General features: G+C 69.3%; 15 protein-coding genes. 7 read left to right on the top strand and 8 right to left on the bottom strand.

Annotated elements, in window-relative coordinates; translation table 11 throughout:
* Positions 1-30 precede the first annotated feature (30 nt).
* Complete coding sequence (locus tag VHA73_05825; GenBank protein HVX17532.1) at positions 31-1,344, top strand: bifunctional o-acetylhomoserine/o-acetylserine sulfhydrylase; 1,314 nt, start codon at positions 31-33, stop codon at positions 1,342-1,344.
* 35 nt (positions 1,345-1,379) lie between these two features.
* On the opposite strand, the gene VHA73_05820 is transcribed toward VHA73_05825, so the two are convergent.
* From VHA73_05820 to serC, 4 genes are all read right to left on the bottom strand, one after another.
* Complete coding sequence (locus VHA73_05820) at positions 1,380-2,912, bottom strand: NAD(P)/FAD-dependent oxidoreductase (protein HVX17531.1); 1,533 nt, start codon at positions 2,910-2,912, stop codon at positions 1,380-1,382.
* Positions 2,913-3,104: 192 nt separating this feature from the next.
* Positions 3,105-3,524, bottom strand: coding sequence for a VOC family protein (locus VHA73_05815; protein ID HVX17530.1), 420 nt, complete (start codon positions 3,522-3,524; stop codon positions 3,105-3,107).
* A 40-nt stretch (positions 3,525-3,564) separates the two neighbouring features.
* Entirely contained in the window at positions 3,565-5,295 is a 1,731-nt protein-coding gene (locus VHA73_05810) for a class I adenylate-forming enzyme family protein (protein HVX17529.1), read from the bottom strand.
* A 3-nt stretch (positions 5,296-5,298) separates the two neighbouring features.
* The gene (gene serC / locus VHA73_05805) at positions 5,299-6,441 is read right to left on the bottom strand and encodes a phosphoserine transaminase (protein ID HVX17528.1); all 1,143 of its coding nucleotides are present in this window, start codon (positions 6,439-6,441) and stop codon (positions 5,299-5,301) included.
* Between the two features lie 49 nt (positions 6,442-6,490).
* On the opposite strand from serC, the gene VHA73_05800 reads away from it, so the two are divergent.
* From VHA73_05800 to serA, 3 genes are all read left to right on the top strand, one after another.
* Positions 6,491-7,690: a pyridoxal phosphate-dependent aminotransferase gene (locus VHA73_05800; GenBank protein ID HVX17527.1), complete on the top strand. Its 1,200-nt coding sequence runs from the start codon at positions 6,491-6,493 to the stop codon at positions 7,688-7,690.
* 8 nt (positions 7,691-7,698) lie between these two features.
* On the top strand, positions 7,699-9,726 hold the full coding sequence (locus tag VHA73_05795; GenBank protein HVX17526.1) for a prolyl oligopeptidase family serine peptidase: 2,028 nt from the start codon (positions 7,699-7,701) through the stop codon (positions 9,724-9,726).
* A gap of 113 nt (positions 9,727-9,839) precedes the next feature.
* Positions 9,840-11,405, top strand: coding sequence for a phosphoglycerate dehydrogenase (serA, locus tag VHA73_05790; GenBank protein HVX17525.1), 1,566 nt, complete (start codon positions 9,840-9,842; stop codon positions 11,403-11,405).
* Here the strand turns inward: serA and VHA73_05785 are convergent.
* A complete protein-coding gene (locus VHA73_05785; protein HVX17524.1) occupies positions 11,392-11,589 on the bottom strand; it encodes a hypothetical protein in 198 nt (65 codons plus the stop codon). The genes serA and VHA73_05785 overlap by 14 nt on opposite strands.
* Positions 11,590-11,900: 311 nt before the next feature.
* Here VHA73_05785 and leuA point away from each other — a divergent pair, with 311 nt between their 5' ends.
* Positions 11,901-13,622 (top strand): 2-isopropylmalate synthase, encoded by a 1,722-nt coding sequence (gene leuA, locus VHA73_05780; GenBank protein HVX17523.1) that lies wholly within the window; start codon positions 11,901-11,903, stop codon positions 13,620-13,622.
* 59 nt (positions 13,623-13,681) lie between these two features.
* Here leuA and leuD read toward each other — a convergent pair whose 3' ends face one another.
* Together leuD and leuC are read right to left on the bottom strand one after the other, a co-directional pair.
* The gene (gene leuD, locus VHA73_05775; protein ID HVX17522.1) at positions 13,682-14,290 is read right to left on the bottom strand and encodes a 3-isopropylmalate dehydratase small subunit; all 609 of its coding nucleotides are present in this window, start codon (positions 14,288-14,290) and stop codon (positions 13,682-13,684) included.
* Between the two features lie 48 nt (positions 14,291-14,338).
* On the bottom strand, positions 14,339-15,742 hold the full coding sequence (gene leuC, locus VHA73_05770) for a 3-isopropylmalate dehydratase large subunit (GenBank protein HVX17521.1): 1,404 nt from the start codon (positions 15,740-15,742) through the stop codon (positions 14,339-14,341).
* Between the two features lie 54 nt (positions 15,743-15,796).
* Between leuC and VHA73_05765 the strand changes: the two genes are divergently transcribed.
* A complete protein-coding gene (locus tag VHA73_05765; GenBank protein HVX17520.1) occupies positions 15,797-16,462 on the top strand; it encodes an IclR family transcriptional regulator in 666 nt (221 codons plus the stop codon).
* A gap of 23 nt (positions 16,463-16,485) precedes the next feature.
* On the opposite strand, the gene greA is transcribed toward VHA73_05765, so the two are convergent.
* The gene (greA, locus tag VHA73_05760) at positions 16,486-16,953 is read right to left on the bottom strand and encodes a transcription elongation factor GreA (protein HVX17519.1); all 468 of its coding nucleotides are present in this window, start codon (positions 16,951-16,953) and stop codon (positions 16,486-16,488) included.
* 237 nt (positions 16,954-17,190) lie between these two features.
* On the opposite strand from greA, the gene VHA73_05755 reads away from it, so the two are divergent.
* On the top strand, positions 17,191-18,171 hold the full coding sequence (locus VHA73_05755) for a 3-isopropylmalate dehydrogenase (GenBank protein HVX17518.1): 981 nt from the start codon (positions 17,191-17,193) through the stop codon (positions 18,169-18,171).
* Positions 18,172-18,181 lie beyond the last annotated feature (10 nt).

The raw sequence follows: 18,181 nt of genomic DNA, 5'->3' as shown, positions 1-18,181 counted from the left end.
TCGACAATTGCGGTACTACGGTGTCGCCCCATGACGGATTCCAACTGGGGTTTCGAGACCCGACAGATCCACGCAGGGCAGCAGTCCGACCCGGCCACGGGCGCGGTGGCGGTGCCGATCTACCAGACCACGGCGTACCAGTTCCGCGACACCGAGCACGCGGCGAACCTGTTCGCGCTCAGCGAGATCGGCAACATCTACACGCGGATCATGAACCCCACCGAGGGTGTGGTCGAAGCGCGCATCGCCGCGCTCGAAGGCGCGCCCGACACTGCCGTGGGCCTTCCCGGCGCGCTGCAGGTGGCCAGCGGCCAGTCGGCCTCCACCATGGCGTTGCTCAACATCGCGGGCGCCGGCGACCACGTGGTCGCCGCGGCATCGCTGTACGGCGGCACCTTCAACCTGCTCGCCCACACGCTGCCGAAGCTCGGCATCGAGCTGTCGTTCGTGGAGGACGCGGACGACCTCGACGCGTGGCGGGCCGCCGCCAAGCCGAACACGAAGGCGTTCTTCGGCGAGAGCATCGGCAACCCCAAGAACGACGTGCTCGACATCGCCGGCGTGGCCGGTGTGGCGCACGAGGTCGGCGTGCCGCTGCTGATCGACAACACCGTGGCCACACCGTGGCTCGTGCGCCCGCTCGAGCACGGGGCCGACATCGTGATCCACTCGACCACGAAGTTCATCAGCGGCCACGGCACCACCATCGGCGGCGTGATCGTCGACGGAGGCTCGTTCGACTTCTCCAACGGTCGCTTCCCGGGCTTCACCGAACCCGACGCCAGCTACCACGGCCTCACGTACTGGCCGGCGCTCGGCCCCGGTTCGTTCATCATCAAGGCCCGTGTGCAGCTCTTGCGCGACATGGGCATGGCCATCAGCCCGTTCAACGCCTTCCTCACCTTGCAGGGCCTCGAGACGCTCAGCCTCCGGGTCGAGCGCCACAACGACAACGCCCGCAAGGTCGTGGAGTTCGTCAGCAAGCAGACCCAGGTGTTGAAGGTGAACCACCCGAGCCTCGACAGCTCGCCGTGGCATGCCCGTGCCGACGAGCTGTTCGGCGGCAAGGGCTACGGCTCGGTGCCCTCGTTCGTGCTCGACGGCGGTGCCGAAGCGGGCAAGCGCTTCATCGAGGCGCTCGAGCTGCACTACCACGTGGCCAACATGGGCGACGTGCGCAGTCTCGCCATCCACCCGGCGTCGACCACCCACTCCCAGATGGAAGAAGACGAGCTGCTCCGCATCGGGATCGAGCCGGGCCTGGTGCGCCTGTCGGTCGGCATCGAGACGGTCGACGACATCCTCGCCGACCTGGAGCGGGGATTCGCCGCCGCCAAGAAATGATCCGAGCTGTGAGCACTTGACCACCGCTCAGGTGGTCAAGTGCTCACAGCAGGGGTCTTTGTGCGGGCTCGATACTCGAACGCGGCGGGGTCGGGGCGACGGGTCTGCTGCCAGTAGCGGATCGTGGGCCCTGGCCAGTTGTTGGTGACCCGGCCGGACTCGGTCTTGTACCAACTGTGGCAACCGGACGTCCACACGCTGCCCTCGAGCTGGTGGTCGATGCGGCGGTTGAAGGCGTTCTGCACACCTGGCCGCACGTCGATCCACCCGAGGTCACGGTCGCGGATCGCCTCGATCTGCTGGAGGATCCAACGGATCTGGCACTCGAGCATGAAGATGATCGAGTTGTGGCCCAAGTTCGTGTTGGGCCCGTACAGCAGGAACAGGTTCGGGAAGCCCGTGACGGCGAGGCCGAGGTACGCCTCCGCGCCGTCACGCCAGTCCTCGTGGAGGCTCCGCCCGCCGCGGCCGATCACGTCCATCGGTGCGAGGAAGCCGGTGGTCTGAAAGCCGGTGCCGAAGATGATCGTGTCGACTACGTGGCGTTCGCCGTCGGCCGTGACCACCGCGTGGGGCTCGATCCGCTCGACGCTCTCGGTGACCAGGTCGACGTGCGGCTGGTCGACGGCCGGGAAGAAGTCGTCGGAGATGAGGATCCGCTTGCAGCCAGGCTGGTAGTCGGGACGCAGCTTGCGGCGCTTGTCGGGGTCGGCCACCTGGTCCTGCAGGTGTTGCAGCGAGATCTTCGTCATCATCTTCCCGAGGCGCGAGTTCTTGCGCATCGCGAACCACCGCGACTCGAAGTTCGCCCAGATGAACGCCCGGTACGCGCGGTCCAGCGACGGGACGTGGTTGAACAGCTGCTTGGCCCAGGCGCTGTACACCCGGTCGCGCTTGGGGATGATCCAGTTCGCCGAGCGCTGGAACAGCGTGACGTGGCCAGCGGTCTCCACGACGTGGGGCACGAACTGGATGGCGCTGGCGCCGATACCGATCACCGCGACGCGCTCGCCCGACAGATCGTGGCCGTGGTCCCAGCGGGCCGAGTGGAACGTGGTGCCCTCGAACGTGTCGAGGCCGGGGATCGCAGGGATCTGCGGGCGGTTCAACTGGCCGAGACCCGACACCACCACGTCGGCGGTGAAGTGCTCGCCGTCGGTGCTGCGCAGGTGCCAGCGCTGCTCCGCCTCGTCGAAGCGCAGCTCGGCGATCTCGGTGTTGAGGCGCAGGTGCGGCTTGAGCTCGTGGTGGTCGATCAACCCTTCGAGGTAGTCGAGGATCACGGGCTGCTCGGAGAACCGGCGTGGCCAGTCGTGGCGAGTGTCGAACGAGTAGGAGTAGAAGTGCGACGGCACGTCGCACGCGGCGCCCGGATACGTGTTGTCGCGCCAGGTGCCGCCGACCCCGTCGGCCTTCTCGTAGACCGTGAAGTCGGCAAGGCCCGTCTGGCGCAGGCGGATCGCCGCGCCGATGCCGCCGAAGCCAGCGCCCAAGATGGCCACTTCGAGGCGGCGTCCCGGTCGTGACCTGGCGGCGCGACCGCGCGCCTCGACCGCTGTTGCAACCATCGTTCGGTCCCCCGGATCCGTCGATTCGCGTGTCGGGGTCATGGTAGCGACGGCGCCTGTGGTCCCCCGCTTCGGGCCGCAGCAGGGCCGTCGCCGGCGCCATGGTCGCGTTCGCAGGTCACACCGCCGCTCGTCTTGCGTTCGGCGGGTGCCCCACGCTCTGCGCGGCGCGCGCGCCGGTGCTGCGGGGCCTCAGGGCAGGACGATCTCGCCGATGGGATCCGGGTTGTACGCGACTTCCCAGCGGTAGCCGTCGGGATCCGCGAAGTAGCCGGTGTAGCCACCCCAGTCACGCTGCTGGCCGGGCTGCACGATCTCGGCGCCGGCGGCCGCGGCGGTGGCCAACACCTCGTCGACCGCCGCGGTGGTGGGGACGTTGTGGGCGATGGTGAGCGGCGCCACACCCGAGCCCCGGTTCACTGGCGCGCCGAGCTCCGCCTCGAAATGGCTCGTGTCCCAGAGCGACAACATGAGGTGTTCGCCGACCTGGATCATCACGACCTCGCCGGGCACGTCGAGGTCGGCCCGCCAACCCAGCCCGTCGACGTAGAACGCCCGGCTGCGGTCGAGGTCGTCGATCGCCAAGGAGATGAAGCTGATGCGCTGGTCCATGCGCCCAAGTCTGCCGAGACCACCTTCGCCCTGACGAGACCTACATCGTCTCGGACAGCGAGACTTCTCCGGTGCCGCGCAGCACGTTCTTCAGCAGCTTCCCCGACGCGTTGCGCGGGAGCGGGTCGTGGGTGAGGTCGACGTACGCGGGCACCTTGAAGTTGGCGAGGGTCTCGGCCACCCATGCCTTCACGTCGCCCTCGGTCAGCTCGCTGCCGGGCGGCACCTGCACGGTGGCCTTGACCTCTTCGCCGAGCTCGGGGTGCGGCACGCCGAAGATGGCGGCGTCGAGGATGCCCGGGTGTTGCACCAGGCGGTTCTCGATCTCGACGCAGTAGATGTTCTCGCCGCCGCGGATGATCATGTCTTTGGCGCGGTCGGTGATGTACAGGTAGCCGTCGGGGTCGAGGTAGCCGATGTCGCCGGAGTGGAGCCACCCGTCGGTGATGGTCTCGGCGGTGGCGTCCGGGCGCTTCCAGTAGCCGGGCATCACGATCGGGCCTTTGATCCACACCTCGCCGGTCTCGCCCGTCGGCACGTCGTTGCCGGAGTCGTCGACGATCCGCAGGTCGACCACGGGAACCGGCTTGCCGACAGAAGTCGGCCGGTCGAGGGCGTCCTGGCCGGCGATGACGGTGGCCACCGAGCTGGTCTCGGTGAGGCCGTACGCGTTCGACGTCGACGTGACGTTGGGGAAGGTCTCGCGCACCATGCGCTGCAGCTCTTCGGCCGACGGTGAGCCGCCGAACGCCACCCCCGTCACCGAACTGGTGTCGTAATCGTGGCGGTCGGGGAACTCGCACACCCGCCACACCATGGTGGGCACCGTGGCCCACACCTTCACGCCCTCGCGCTGGATCAAGTCGAGCGCCTTGGCCGGCTCGAACTTGCCTTCGGGGATCACGAGACGCACGCCACCGAGCATGCCGACCACGAGGTTCGAGTGGCAGCCCGACACGTGGAACAGGGGAGAGGTGAGCAGCGAGACGGTCTGGCCGCCGTCGGCCGCGTCGCCGAGCAGCGGGGAGCCCGCGGCCATGGCCTGCTGGAGGCTGTGGAACATCGTGTTCTGGAGGTTGGCGATCATCGACCGGTGCGTCGATATGGCGCCCTTGGGTCGACCGGTGGTGCCCGACGTGTAGAAGATGACCGCCATGTCGCCTTCGTCGATCGCCACGGTGGGGAAGGCGGGGGTGGGGTCGGCCGTGAGCACGTCGAAGCGCTGGATCGTGACGCCGCTGGGCGGAGCCGGGAAATCCGACGGGTCGGCGTCAGCCAGGAAGACCGCTTCGAGGTCGGGCAGCTCCGCGAGCTGGTCCGCGATTCGCTCGTAACGTCGAGCGTCGGCCACCAGCACCTTCGATCCGCTGTCTTGCAACCCGAAGATGATCTCGTCGGTCTTCCACCAGCCGTTCAGGCCCACCAGCACCGCACCGATGTCGACCGTGCCCCAGAACGCCAGGCACCACTCCGGGTTGTTGGCGCTCAGCACCGCGACCCGGTCGCCCTTGGCGACGCCGAAGCGGCCCGCCAGGGTGTTGGACACCGAGTTGGCCAGCGTCGCGAACGTGGCGAACCCGTACCGCTGGTCGCCGTAGACCACGAAGTCGGTCGCGTCGCCGCGCGCGGCGCCGATCTGGGCCACTTCGCGCAACGCGTGCATCCGCTGCACGTACATCTTCTGCTCGGTGCCGTCGATGACCTCGGTGGTGATCTCGAACATCGCGCCCGGCGCGGTGAGCTGGGCGCGGGCCTCGTCAGCGGTGGGCATCGCTCAGACCAGCTGGGCGATCACGTGGTCGATGCAGCGGGTGAGCTGGGCGATGTCGCTGGGCTCGATGGCGGGGAACATCGCGATGCGCAGCTGGTTGCGGCCGAGCTTGCGGTACGCCTCGGTGTCGACGATGCCGTTCTGGCGCAGCACCTTGGAGATGGTGGTGGCGTCGACCCGGTCGTCGATGTCGATCGTGGCCACGACGTGGCTGCGCTTGGCCGGGTCCTTGACGTACGGCGTGGCGTACTCGTGGCCGTCGGCCCAGCCGTACATGGTCCCGGCCGACTGGTCGCAGCGGCCGGCCGACCAGTTCAGGCCGCCGTTGTGGTTGATCCACTCGACCTGCTCGACGGCGAGGGCGATGGTGGCCAGCGCCGGCGTGTTGTACGTCTGGTCCTTGCGGGAGTTGTCGAGCGCGGTGGTGAGGCTGATCGACTCGGGGACCCAGCGGCCGCTGGCGCCGATCTGCTCGATGCGGGCGACGGCCTCGGGTGAGCACACCGCCAGCCACAGACCGCCGTCGGACGCCAGGCACTTCTGCGGGGCGAAGTAGTAGACGTCGGTCTCGCGGGGGTCGAACCGCAGGCCGGCCGCGCCGGAAGTGGCGTCGACGGCGACCAGCGCCTGGCCGGCCGTACCGGCGGGACGCTGCAAGTCCATGGCCACACCGGTCGAGGTCTCGTTGTGGGTGAACGCGTACAGGTCGACGTCGGCGTTGGCCACCGCGGTGGGGTGGTCGCCAGGCTCAGACTCGATCACTTCGGGGTCGTCGAGGAACGGCGCCGCTTTGGCCGCCTTGGCGAACTTCGAGGAGAACTCGCCGAACGAGAGGTGCTGGCTCTTGCGGTCGATGAGACCGAAGGTGGCCGCGTCCCAGAACACCGTGGTGCCGCCGTTGCCGAGCAGCACTTCGTAGCCGTCGGGCAGGGCGAACAGCTCGGACAGCCCGTTGCGCAGGCGAGCCACCATGAACTTGACCGTCGGCTGGCGGTGGCTGGTCCCGAGGTACTCGCCGGAGATCCGGCTCAGCTCGGCCACCGCCTCGGGGCGCACTTTGGAGGGTCCGCAGCCGAAGCGCCCATCGGAGGGACGCAGGTCACTGGGGATGGAGATCTCGGGAATCGAGTCAGGTGAAGCGGTCATCGTCTGCCACTATGACCGACAGTCCCCCCGTTGGAGAAATGAAACGCACATGCCCGCTTCTCGCATCTCGCCCCGCGTCGCCGCCATCGCCGAATCGGCCACCCTCGCTGTCGATGCGAAGGCGAAAGCGCTCAAGGCGGCCGGCGAGTCCGTGATCGGTTTCGGGGCGGGCGAGCCGGACTTCCCGACGCCGGCGCACATCGTCGAGGCGGCTGTCGAGGCCTGCCGCAACCCCGCCAACCACCGCTACTCACCGGCGGGGGGGCTGCCAGAGCTCAAAGAAGCGATCGTGGCCAAGACCCGCCGCGACTCGGGCTACGAAGTGGCGTCGAACCAGGTCGTGATCACCAACGGCGGCAAGCACGCCATCTACAACACGGTGCTCACGCTGATCGCCGACGGCGACGAAGTGCTGCTCCCGGCGCCGTACTGGACCACCTATCCCGAGCCCATCCGCCTGGCCGGCGGCACCGTCGTCGAGCTGCCCACCACGTTGGCCGACGGGTTCAAGGTCACGGTCGAGCAGCTCGACGCGGCATACACCGAGCGGACCAAGGCGCTGGTCTTCGTGTCGCCGTCGAACCCCACCGGTGCCGTGTACACACCCGACGAAGTGCGCGCGATCGGTCAGTGGGCGGCCGCCAAAGGTGTGTGGGTGCTCACCGACGAGATCTACGAGCACCTCACGTACGGCGACCACGGCTTCTCGTCGATGCCCACGCTGGTGCCCGAGATCGCCGACCAGTGCGTCGTGCTGAACGGTGTGGCCAAGACATACGCCATGACCGGCTGGCGTGTCGGTTGGATGATCGCCCCGCCCGACGTCGCCAAAGCTGCCACCAACCTCCAGTCGCACGCCACGTCCAACGTGGCCAACGTGTCGCAGCGCGCCGCGTTGGCCGCGGTGTCGGGCGGGCTCGACGATGTGGCCACCATGCGTGCCGCGTTCGACCGCCGCGGCCGCAAGATGACCGAACTGCTGCGGGCCATCCCGGGCGTCGACCTGCTCGACCCCCAAGGCGCCTTCTACTGCTTCCCCTCGTTCGAGGCGTACCTCGGCACGGAAGTGGCGGGGCGCAAGGTCCTCACGACGCTCGACTTGGCGGCGGTCGTGCTCGAAGAGGCCAAGGTGGCCTTCGTGCCGGGTGAGGCGTTCAGCGCGCCGGGCTACGCGCGCCTGTCGTTCGCGCTCGGCGACGACGACCTCGGCGAAGGCATCAACCGCATCGCCGATCTGTTGGCCGGCTGAGGTCGGTCATGGGCGCGGCACGAGCCGAGGTCCCCTATGGGGCCTGGCCCTCGCCCCTCACTGCCGCCCGCCTGATGGAAGCGCCGGGCCGGGTCGCGACGGCCCGCCTTGCGGGCCCCGTTGTGTGGTGGGACGAGAGCCGGCCGGCCGAAGGGGGTCGCACGCAACTGCGTCGGCGCGCGCCCTCGGGTCGCGTGGACGACGTGCTGCCCGACGGCTGGAACGCCCGCACTCGGGCCCACGAGTACGGGGGCGCGGCGTGGGCCCCGGTCGGCGACGGCGTGGTGTTCGCGAGGTGGGACGACCAACGGCTGTATCTCACTGCAGAGCCGGGCGACGAGCCTCAGCCGCTCACCGCCGCGCCGAGCGCGGCGCACGGCTGGCGCTACGCCGACCCTCAGCCGAGCCCGGACCGGCGGTGGTTGGTGTGCGTTCGTGAGTCGCATGAGCCGGCCGATGTCGAACGTCACGGTGAAGCCGTGAACGAGATCGTGGCGGTACCGCTCGACGGGTCGGCGGTCGAGGAATCCGACGCGGTCCAGGTGCTGGTGAGCGGCGCCGACTTCTACCACTCGCCCCGACTGAGCCGCGACGGCGCCACGCTCGCATGGATCGAGTGGCGGCACCCGAACATGCCGTGGGACGGCGCGGAGCTGTGGCGCGCACCGTTCGACCCGGCGGCTGGCGAGGTGCATGCTGCCGGCACGGCAGCGTGGCTGTCGGGAAGCGCCAGCGAGGTCACCCAGGCGCCCGAGTTCGGGCGCGACGGCACCTTGTGGTTCTTGTCGGAGCGCTCGGGCTGGTCGAACCTCAACCGCATCCCGCCGCACGGTGGCGCGGCCGACGTCGAACACGTCGCGCCGGTCGACGCGGAGCTGGGCGGTCCGGGCTGGGTGTTCGGCACGCGGTGGATCGCACCGTTGGCCGACGGTCAGGTGGTGGCCACGCTGGTGCGCGACGGCATGGGTTCGCTGGCGGTGATCGACCCGTCGCAACCCGAAGACCCGCCCGTCGTGCTCGACACGCCGATCACTGATCCTGCCGCGGTGCTCGACGCCGGCGACGACACCACCGTCGTCGTGGTCGGCGGCACCGCGACCGCCACCTCTGAGCCCTACCGGTTCCGCATCGACGGCCGTGCGGTGGTCGGGTGGGAGGCACTGGCCCCGCCCACGGAGCCGATCGTGGGTCCGGAGTGGATCTCGGCGGCAGAGCCGTTGGACTTCACGTCCGCCGGCGGCCGAGTGGCACATGCGCTGGTCTACCGGCCCACCAACCCGACGGTCACCGCGCCGCCCGGCACAAAGCCGCCGTTGCTGGTCGTGATCCACGGCGGCCCCACGGCCGCCGCGCGGCCGACGTTCAGCCCTGCCGTGCAGTACTGGACCAGCCGGGGGTTCCTCGTGGCCGACGTGAACTACGGCGGTTCCACTGGGTTCGGGCCGGCGTATCGGCGGTCGCTGAACGGCCAGTGGGGCGTCATCGACGTGGAGGACTGCGTGGCGGTCGCCCGCCACCTCGTCGACGCCGGCGAGGTCGATCCCGACCACCTCGCGATCCGGGGCGGCAGCGCGGGTGGCTACACGACCCTCGCCGCGCACGCGTTCCACGACGTGTTCACCGCCGGCGCCAGCCACTACGGCGTGGCCGACATGAGTGCGCTCGCCGCCGACACGCACAAGTTCGAATCGCGCTACCTCGACACGCTCGTGGGGCCGTGGCCCGAGGCGCGAGCCACGTACGAGGAGCGGTCGCCGATCCACCACACCGACGGTTTCACCCGCCCGATGGCCGTGTTCCAGGGCCTCGATGACCAAGTCGTCCCGCCCGCCCAGTCGGAGATGATCGTGGCCGCGCTCGCCGCGCGGGGAGTGCCCCACGTGTACCTCGCGTTCGAGGGCGAGCAGCACGGCTTCCGCCAAGCACCCAACATCATCCGGGCGCTCGAGACCGAGCTGTGGTTCTACGGCAGGGTCTTCGGCTTCGAGCCGGCCGATCCGATCGAATCACCACCCGAGGCCGTCGGCCTCGTCTGAAGTGCGACCCTGCCCCGTCGCCGGCGCACCGGCGATCTGAACCGCGGGCCGGTGCGACAACTGACACTCGGGTCATCTGGCGACCGACGCGACCGAGCCGCGAGGATTGGCTCATGGCTCGTGTTCTCGTCACCGAAAAGATCGCCGACAACGGACTCCAGCGTCTCCGGGACGCCGGTCACGAGGTCGACGTGCAGACGGGCCTGTCGCCCGAAGAGCTGCTCGAGGTGCTGCCAGGTGCACACGCGCTGATCATCCGGTCGGCCACGAAGGTCACGGCCGACGCGCTCGCCGCGGGCCGCGACCTGGTGGTGGTCGGCCGTGCGGGCATCGGGCTCGACAACGTCGACGTCGAAGCGGCCACCAAGCAGGGCGTGATGGTGGTGAACGCGCCGCAGTCCAACATCTTGTCGGCTGCCGAGCACACGATCGCGTTGCTGTTGGCCCAGGCCCGCAACATCCCCCAAGCCCACGCTGCCCTCGTCGAGGGGCGGTGGGAGCGCTCGAAGTGGAACGGCGTGGAGCTCGCCGACAAGACCCTCGGCGTGGTGGGCCTCGGCCGGATCGGCCGGCTGGTCGCCCAGCGGGCGATGGCCTTCGGCATGAACCTGATCGCGTATGACCCGTATGTGTCCGAGGAGCGTGCCCGCCAGCTCAACATCGACCTCGTCGATCTCGACACGCTGGTGACCACTGCCGACTTCCTCACCTTGCACGTGGCCAAGACCCCCGAGACCCTCGGGCTGATCGGCAAGGAGTTGCTGGCCAAGGCCAAGCAGGGCCTGCGGGTGATCAACGTGGCCCGTGGCGGCATCGTCGACGAGGCGGCGTTGGCCGAAGCCATCAAGTCGGGTCACATCGGCGGCGCTGCGCTCGACGTGTTCGTCGAGGAACCCACCACCGAGTCGCCGCTGTTCGGCCTGCCCGAAGTGGTGGTCACGCCGCACCTCGGCGCCAGCACCGTGGAAGCCCAGGACAAGGCCGGGGACACCATCGCCGACATGGTGCAGCTCGCGCTCGCCGGCGAGTTCGTGCCGTTCGCGGTGAACATCGCCGCCGCCGAGGCCTCCGAGACGGTGCGCCCCTACCTCGGTCTGGCGGAGCTGCTCGGCCAGATGTTCAGCGGCCTGGCCGGGGTGCCGCCGATGCTCGAGATCGAGTACCAGGGCCAGCTCGCCGACTACGACACCCGGATCCTCACGCTCGCCGCGCTCAAGGGCCTGCTCGGCGCAGTGAGCGACGAGCCGGTGTCGTACGTCAACGCGCCGCAGCTCGCCGAGGAGCGCGGCACCGAAGTGCGCGACATCTCCACCACCACCGCCCGCGACTACGTCAACCTCGTCACGTTGCGCGGCGGCGGTCACTCGGTGGCCGGCACGCTGACCGGCATGAAGGGCGAGCCCCGCATCGTGCTGCTCGACGACCACGCCCTCGACCTCCCGCCCGCCAAGCACATGATCGTGGTCCGCAACGACGACCAGCCCGGCGTGATCGGGACGGTCGGCACGATCCTCGGCGACGCGGGGGTGAACATCTCCGACATGCACGTCGGCCGCTCGCCCGACGGTGCGTCGGCGTTGATGGTGGTGGCCACCGGCGGCGCGGTCAGCAGCGAAGTGCTCGGCGCGCTGCAGGCCGCCTCGGGCGTCGAGACCGCCGTCGCGATCAACCGGGACTGAGGCTGCCGGGTTCGGCTCCGGCGGACCCTTGCGCCGGTTCGGCCAGCTCGATCGCCGGCCAGGGCACGTCGACGGGCCACGGTTCGTCGAACACGGCCGTCTCCGGCCCCCGCAACCAGCGGAACGCCACAGCGGCGCCGATGGCCGCGGCGGAGGTGAGGGCGAGTCGTCGCAGGCCGCGCATCGCGGCGACGGTAGCGGGCCGCCGTGACCAGTTCGGTCGTGGGGGTCATGCCAAGGCCCGTTTTGTTCTTGACAACGAGATCCCCGCGACGAGACACTGGTCGGCGATGACCTCGGCCGCGACCCTCCTCCTGCTCATGTAGGCGAGCTCCACCATCCGGTGCTCGCCGAAGCTCCTGTGCCCTCGGGCCGGGGGCTTCTTGCGTTTTCGGGATCAGATCGCGTCGGGGCCGTCGCTCTGTCACACGAACCACCTCACCAACTGCACGAATCACCAGCCACAGATCAGTGGCCACACGAGAGAAGCCAGCCATGCCGCCAGAACCAGCGCAGCCACGCACGATGCCGTTCGACAAGTACCGCCCGTACGTGCCGCTCGAGCTTCCGGATCGCACGTGGCCCGACCGGCGCCAGGACCACGCCCCCGAGTGGTGCGCGGTCGACCTGCGCGACGGCAACCAGGCGCTGATCGACCCGATGGACCCGGTCCGCAAGCTGCGGATGTTCAACACGCTGGTGGCCATGGGCTTCAAGGAGATCGAGGTCGGGTTCCCGGCGGCCAGCCAGACCGACTTCGACTTCATCCGCCAGATCATCGAAGACGACTTGATCCCCGAGGACGTCACCATCCAGGTGCTCACCCAGTGCCGCGACGAGCTGATCGCCCGCACGTACGAGTCGATCGCCGGGGCGCACCGGGCGATCGTGCACTTCTACAACTCCACCTCCACGCTCCAGCGCAAGGTGGTGTTCGGCCTCGACAAGGACGGCATCACCGAGATCGCGGTCAACGCCGCGCGCATGTGCCGCAAGCTCGAGGAGACCGTGCCGGGTACCGAGGTGTTCTACGAGTACTCGCCCGAGAGCTACACCGGCACCGAGGTCGAGTACGCGGTCGAGATCTGCGACGCAGTCGCCGACGTGATCGAGCCCACCAGCGAGCGCAAGCTGATCATGAACCTCCCGGCCACGGTCGAGATGTACACACCGAACTTGTACGCCGACACCATCGAGTGGTTCCTGCGGACCATCCAGAACCGCGACGCGGTCCGCCTGTCGCTGCACCCCCACAACGACCGCGGCTGCGCAGTCGCCGCGGCCGAGCTGGGCGTGCTGGCCGGGGCCGACCGGGTGGAGGGGTGCCTGTTCGGCAACGGCGAGCGGACCGGCAACGTCGACTTGGTCACGCTGGCGCTCAACTTGTTCAGCCAGGGCGTCGACCCGAAGCTCGACGTGTCCGACATCGACGCGCTGCGTCGCACCGCGGAGTACTGCAACCGTCTGCCGGTGCACGAGCGGCATCCCTACGCCGGCGACCTCGTGTACACCGCGTTCTCCGGGTCGCACCAGGACGCCATCAAGAAGGGTTTCGCCGCGCTGTACGCCGATGCCGAAGCGGCGGGCCGCGGTCGCGACTACGAGCAGTGGGGTGTGCCGTACCTGCCGATCGATCCGGCCCACGTGGGCCGCACGTACGAAGCGGTGATCCGGGTGAACAGCCAGTCCGGCAAGGGCGGCGTCGCCTACATCATGGAGATGGAGCACGGTTTCGCGCTCCCGCGCCGCCTCCAGATCGAGTTCTCCAAGTCGATCCAGGCCATCGCCGAGGACACCGGCACCGAGATCAGCCCGCTGGCCATGTGGGACGCGTTCCAGGACATCTACTTGCCCTCGGCGCCGTCGCTGGTGCTGCGGTCACACGAGGTGTCGACCGACGACGACGGCTCGACCGCCATCGCCGCGCAGCTCACGGTCGACGGCCAGCCCGTCACCGTGCACGGCGTCGGCAACGGCCCGATCGCCGCGTTCGTGGCGGCCCTGCGCGCCGATGCCGGGATCTCGATCGACGTCGTCGACTACCACGAGCACTCGCTGAGCACCGGTTCCGACGCCAGCGCGGTGGCCTACGTCGAGACGGTCGACGACGACGGCACCACCCGCTGGGGCGTCGGCACCAACCCCAACATCAGCACCGCGTCGCTCCAAGCTGTGCTGTCGGCCGCCGAGCGCGCCCGCCCTCCCGTTCTGGGCTGAGAATTACGCGTCCCAGCGCGTAAAATTCAGCCCAGAACGGGGGAGGACGGGGAGGGCGGTCAGGTGGGGGTGGGGGCGTCGACGGTTGGGAGCCAAGTGGCGCGGCGGGGCTCGTAGTCGGTGATCGCGGCGGCATCGCGCAAGGTGATGCCGATGTCGTCGAGGCCCTCGAGGAAGCGCTCGCGGGTGGCCTCGTCGAGCGGGAACTCGATCGTGAGGCCGAGCGCGGGCGCCTCGAGCGTGCGGCGCGCCACGTCGATGGTGAGCTCGAGGGTGGGGTCGGCCTGCACGGCGTCGAGCAGCCGGCGATCGACGTCGTCGGGCACCACCACCGGCACAAGGCCGTTCTTGGTGCAGTTGTTGCGGAAGATGTCGCTGAAGCGGGGCGAGACGACGGCCTGGAATCCGTAGTCCATCAACGCCCACACCGCGTGCTCCCGCGATGAGCCGGTGCCGAAGTTCGGCCCCGCCACGAGGATCGTGGCGCCGGCGTAAGCCTCGTCGTTCAGCACGAAGTTGCGATCGTCGCGCCACGTCGAGAACAGACCCTTGCCGAAGCCGGTGCGCTCGACACGCTTGAGCCACTCGGCGGGGATGATCTGGTCCGTGTCGACGTCGCTGCGGTCGAGCGGCACTGCGGTGCCGGTGACGATGCGGACGGCTTCCATTGCGTGCTCCTCGTCGGTGTCGGTCGTGGTCAGGCCAGGTCGGACAGGTCAGGCCAGGTCCGCGGGGCTCGCGAACGTGCCGGCGATGGCGGTGGCGGCCGCGACGGCCGGCGACACCAGGTGGGTGCGCCCGCCGCGGCCCTGGCGGCCCTCGAAGTTGCGGTTGCTGGTCGACGCGGCCCGCTCGCCGGGCGCCAGCTTGTCGGGGTTCATGGCGAGGCACATCGAACAGCCGGGCTCGCGCCAGTCGAACCCGGCGGCCACGAACACCTTGTCGAGTCCTTCGGCCTCCGCTTGGGCCTTGACGGCGTGCGAGCCGGGCACGACCAGCGTCCGCATGCCTTGGGCGACGTGACGACCCTCGGCGACCTTGGCCGCGGCCCGCAAGTCCTCGATGCGGCTGTTGGTGCACGACCCGATGAACACGGTGTCGACCTTGATGTCACGCATCGGCGTCCCGGGGGTCAGGCCCATGTACTCCAAGGCGCGGGCTGCGGCGTCGCGCTCGGACGGCTCGGCGAACGACGCCGGGTCCGGCACCTGGCCGGCGAGCGGCGTGACTTGCGACGGGTTCGTGCCCCACGACACGTGTGGGCTGATCGAGGCGGCATCGAGGTCGACCTGCTTGTCGAACGTGGCGCCGTCGTCGGTGACGAGCGATCGCCAGTCGTCGAGGGCGGCTTCCCAGGCCTTGCCGGTGGGGGCGTGGGCCTTGCCTTCGAGGTAGGCGAACGTGGTGTCGTCGGGAGCGATCATGCCGGCTTTGGCGCCCGCTTCGATCGACATGTTGCACACCGTCATGCGGCCTTCCATCGTGAGGTCGCGAAAGGCCGAGCCGCGGTACTCGATGATCGACCCGATGCCGCCGCCGGTGCCGATGCGGCCGATGACGGCGAGGATCAGGTCCTTCGCCGTTGCACCCTCGGGCAGGTCGCCATCGACGACGACCGCCATGGTGCCGGGGCGCACCTGGGGAAGGGTCTGGGTGGCCAGCACGTGCTCGACCTCGCTGGTCCCGATCCCGAATGCCAGCGCACCGAACGCGCCGTGCGTGGCGGTGTGCGAATCGCCGCAGACGATGGTCATGCCCGGTTGTGTCAGCCCTTGCTCGGGGCCGATCACGTGCACGATGCCCTGGTGGGCGTCGCCCATGCCGTAGCAGACGATGCCGAACTCGCGGCAGTTGGCCTCGAGCACCTGCATCTGCTTCGCCGAGATCGGGTCCTTGATCGGCTGGTCGATCGCCTCGGTCGGCACGTTGTGGTCCATGGTCGCCACCGTGAGGTCGGGGCGACGAACCGTGCGGCCCGCCATGCGCAGTCCGTCGAAGGCCTGGGGGCTGGTCACCTCATGGACGAGGTGGAGGTCGATGTACAGCAGGTCGGAGTCGTCGTGGTTGGCGACGACGTGGCGGTCCCAGACCTTCTCGCTGAGCGTACGTGCTGTCGGCATCGGGCTACCTCGGTGGCTTGCATGTATCAGAGTTTGAGACAAGTATCTTGTCTCGTGGAACCCACAGTAAGCGGCGTCGGAGTGCTCGACAAGTCGATGGCGGTGTTGGCCGCGGTGGAAGGTGGGGCGTCGAGCCTGGCCGAGCTCGTCGCGGCCACCGGTTACTCCCGTGCCACCACACATCGGCTCGCGTCCGCGCTCGAAGCACACGGGCTGCTCGTCCGGCCGGCACGAGGCGGGTGGGTGCTGGGGTGGCGGCTGATCGGGCTGGGGCAGGTGGCATCGGCTCGCCAACCACTGGTGGCTGCCGCCCGCGAGCCGCTCGAACGGTTGCGCGACGCAACGGGTGAGAGCGTGCAGCTGTACGTGCGCGACGGCGAGAACCGCGTGTGCGTCGCTTCGCTCGAGTCACCGCACGGGCTGCGGACGATCGTGCCGGTCGGCGCCGTCCATCCACTCGACCGGGGCTCCGCGGGCAAGGTGCTGGCGGACGACCCGTTGGTGCGTAAACGAGGATGGGCCGACAGCGTGGCCGAGCGCGAGCCGGGGGTGGCGTCGGTGAGCGCGCCCGTGCGCGACGGGCGTGGTCGGCCGGTGGCGGCGATCAGCGTGTCGGGGCCGATCGAGCGGACCACGCGCCAGCCCGGCCGCAAGTACGCGGCCGACGTGGTGGATGCCGCACGCCAAGTGGAGGCCGGCGCACATCTGGCGGACCGGTGACCCGTCGACCCGCCCGCGATGCGTCAGCCGACCTCGACGACCTCCACCGTGATCGACGCGCCGGTCGGCGTCTCGTAGTTCACGGAGTCGCCGGGCTTGTGGCCGAGCAGCGCTTGGCCGAGCGCGGAACCGGGCGACATGACTTCGAGGTGGTCGTGGCGCTCCTCGATCGAGCCGATCAGATACCGCTCGGTGTCCTCGTCGCCTTCGTAGCGGATGGTGACGACCGACCCAGCCGCGACCACCTCGCCGCCGGCGTCTTCGACGATCTCGGCGTGCTCGAGCATGTGGGCGAGCTGGAGGATGCGGCCCTCCATCTTCCCCTGTTCTTCTTTGGCCGCGTGGTAGTCGCCGTTCTCGGAGAGGTCGCCGAGCTCCCGCGCTGCTTCGATCTTGCGGGCGATCTCGACGCGTCCTCGCGTGGTCAAGTCGTCGTGCTCGGCCTTCAGCCGGTCGAACGCGGTCTGCGACAGGTGTACTGCGTCAGCCATCTGTCGAGCCTACCGATTCCGGGGTCGCCGGCTTCCCCGTGGTCGAACCGGGTTGACGGTCGCGGTCGGCGGCATCGTAGAATCGCTGTTCGTGAGCACGTTCGGCACTGCCGTAGCGATCATTCCGTAGCACACACCAGCTCTGGTGTGTGCTGTCGACCGTCCACCTTGGTGGGCGGTTTTTCCGTTCTAGAGGGCGATCGCGTTCGCCCCGCGACCCGCAGGAGGTAAGGGCGAGTGGCCCACAAGATCGCTGTCATCGGGGGCGACGGGATCGGCCCCGAGGTGGTGGCCGAGGCGCTGAAGGTGGTGCGCGCCACCGGGGTCGCCGTCGAGACCACCGAGTTCGATCTGGGCGGCGCGCGCTACCTGCGTGACGGCACGGTGTTCCCTGACGAGACGCTCGACGAGCTGCGCGCGTACGACGCGATCCTGCTCGGCGCGGTCGGCACGCCCGAGGTGCCACCCGGCCTGATCGAGCGAGGGCTGCTGCTGAAGATGCGTTTCGAGCTCGACCAGTACATCAACCAGCGCCCGTTCCTGTTGCCCGACCGCAACGTCGACATGGTGGTGATCCGCGAGAACACCGAGGGCCCCTACGTCGGCGAGGGCGGCGTGCTGCGCAAGGGCACGCCCCACGAGGTGGCCACGCAAGGCTCGGTCAACACCCGCCACGGCGTGGAGCGATGCGTGCGGTACGCCTTCGAGCTCGCTGCGGGTCGCGATCGCAAGCACCTCACGCTGGTGCACAAGACCAACGTGCTCACGTTCGCCGGCGACCTCTGGGAGCGAACCTTCAACGAGGTCGCGGCTGAGTTCCCGCAAGTGGGGACGGCGTACAACCACGTGGACGCCGCGTCGATCTACTTCGTGCAGGACCCGGGTCGATACGACGTGGTGGTCACCGACAACTTGTTCGGCGACATCCTCACCGACCTCGGCGGCGCGGTGTCCGGCGGCATCGGTTTCGCCGCTTCGGCCAACTTGAACCCGGCGCGCACCGGCCCGTCGATGTTCGAGCCCGTCCACGGATCTGCGCCCGACATCGTGGGCACCGGAAAGGCGAACCCCGTCGCCGCGGTGCTGTCGGCGGCGATGATGTTGGAGTTCCTCGGCGAAGCCGACGCCGGCGCCCGCGTCCGCAAGGCGTGCGCCGACCCGGGTTCCCTGACCGGGACCACGTCCGAGATCGGCGACGCCATCGCCGGTCGAGTCTGAGAAGCGAGGC

This window comes from Acidimicrobiales bacterium, assembly GCA_035547835.1.
Lineage (GTDB): Bacteria > Actinomycetota > Acidimicrobiia > Acidimicrobiales > Iamiaceae > DASZTW01.
The sequence above is the reverse complement of the archived record's forward strand: the minus strand, read 5'-3'. Positions and strand labels throughout refer to the sequence as shown.

What these genes read in the sequence shown, in the direction of transcription:
- serA (HVX17525.1), top strand. Translation starts at nt 9,840, where the DNA reads ATGGCTCGTGTTCTCGTCACCGAAAAGATCGCCGACAACGGACTCCAG.
- VHA73_05815 (HVX17530.1), bottom strand. Translation starts at nt 3,524, where the DNA reads ATGGACCAGCGCATCAGCTTCATCTCCTTGGCGATCGACGACCTCGAC.
- VHA73_05825 (HVX17532.1), top strand. Translation starts at nt 31, where the DNA reads ATGACGGATTCCAACTGGGGTTTCGAGACCCGACAGATCCACGCAGGG.
- VHA73_05795 (HVX17526.1), top strand. Translation starts at nt 7,699, where the DNA reads ATGGGCGCGGCACGAGCCGAGGTCCCCTATGGGGCCTGGCCCTCGCCC.
- serC (HVX17528.1), bottom strand. Translation starts at nt 6,441, where the DNA reads ATGACCGCTTCACCTGACTCGATTCCCGAGATCTCCATCCCCAGTGAC.
- leuC (HVX17521.1), bottom strand. Translation starts at nt 15,742, where the DNA reads ATGCCGACAGCACGTACGCTCAGCGAGAAGGTCTGGGACCGCCACGTC.
- VHA73_05820 (HVX17531.1), bottom strand. Translation starts at nt 2,912, where the DNA reads ATGGTTGCAACAGCGGTCGAGGCGCGCGGTCGCGCCGCCAGGTCACGA.
- VHA73_05785 (HVX17524.1), bottom strand. Translation starts at nt 11,589, where the DNA reads ATGCGCGGCCTGCGACGACTCGCCCTCACCTCCGCCGCGGCCATCGGC.
- VHA73_05810 (HVX17529.1), bottom strand. Translation starts at nt 5,295, where the DNA reads ATGCCCACCGCTGACGAGGCCCGCGCCCAGCTCACCGCGCCGGGCGCG.
- VHA73_05800 (HVX17527.1), top strand. Translation starts at nt 6,491, where the DNA reads ATGCCCGCTTCTCGCATCTCGCCCCGCGTCGCCGCCATCGCCGAATCG.
- greA (HVX17519.1), bottom strand. Translation starts at nt 16,953, where the DNA reads ATGGCTGACGCAGTACACCTGTCGCAGACCGCGTTCGACCGGCTGAAG.
- leuA (HVX17523.1), top strand. Translation starts at nt 11,901, where the DNA reads ATGCCGCCAGAACCAGCGCAGCCACGCACGATGCCGTTCGACAAGTAC.
- leuD (HVX17522.1), bottom strand. Translation starts at nt 14,290, where the DNA reads ATGGAAGCCGTCCGCATCGTCACCGGCACCGCAGTGCCGCTCGACCGC.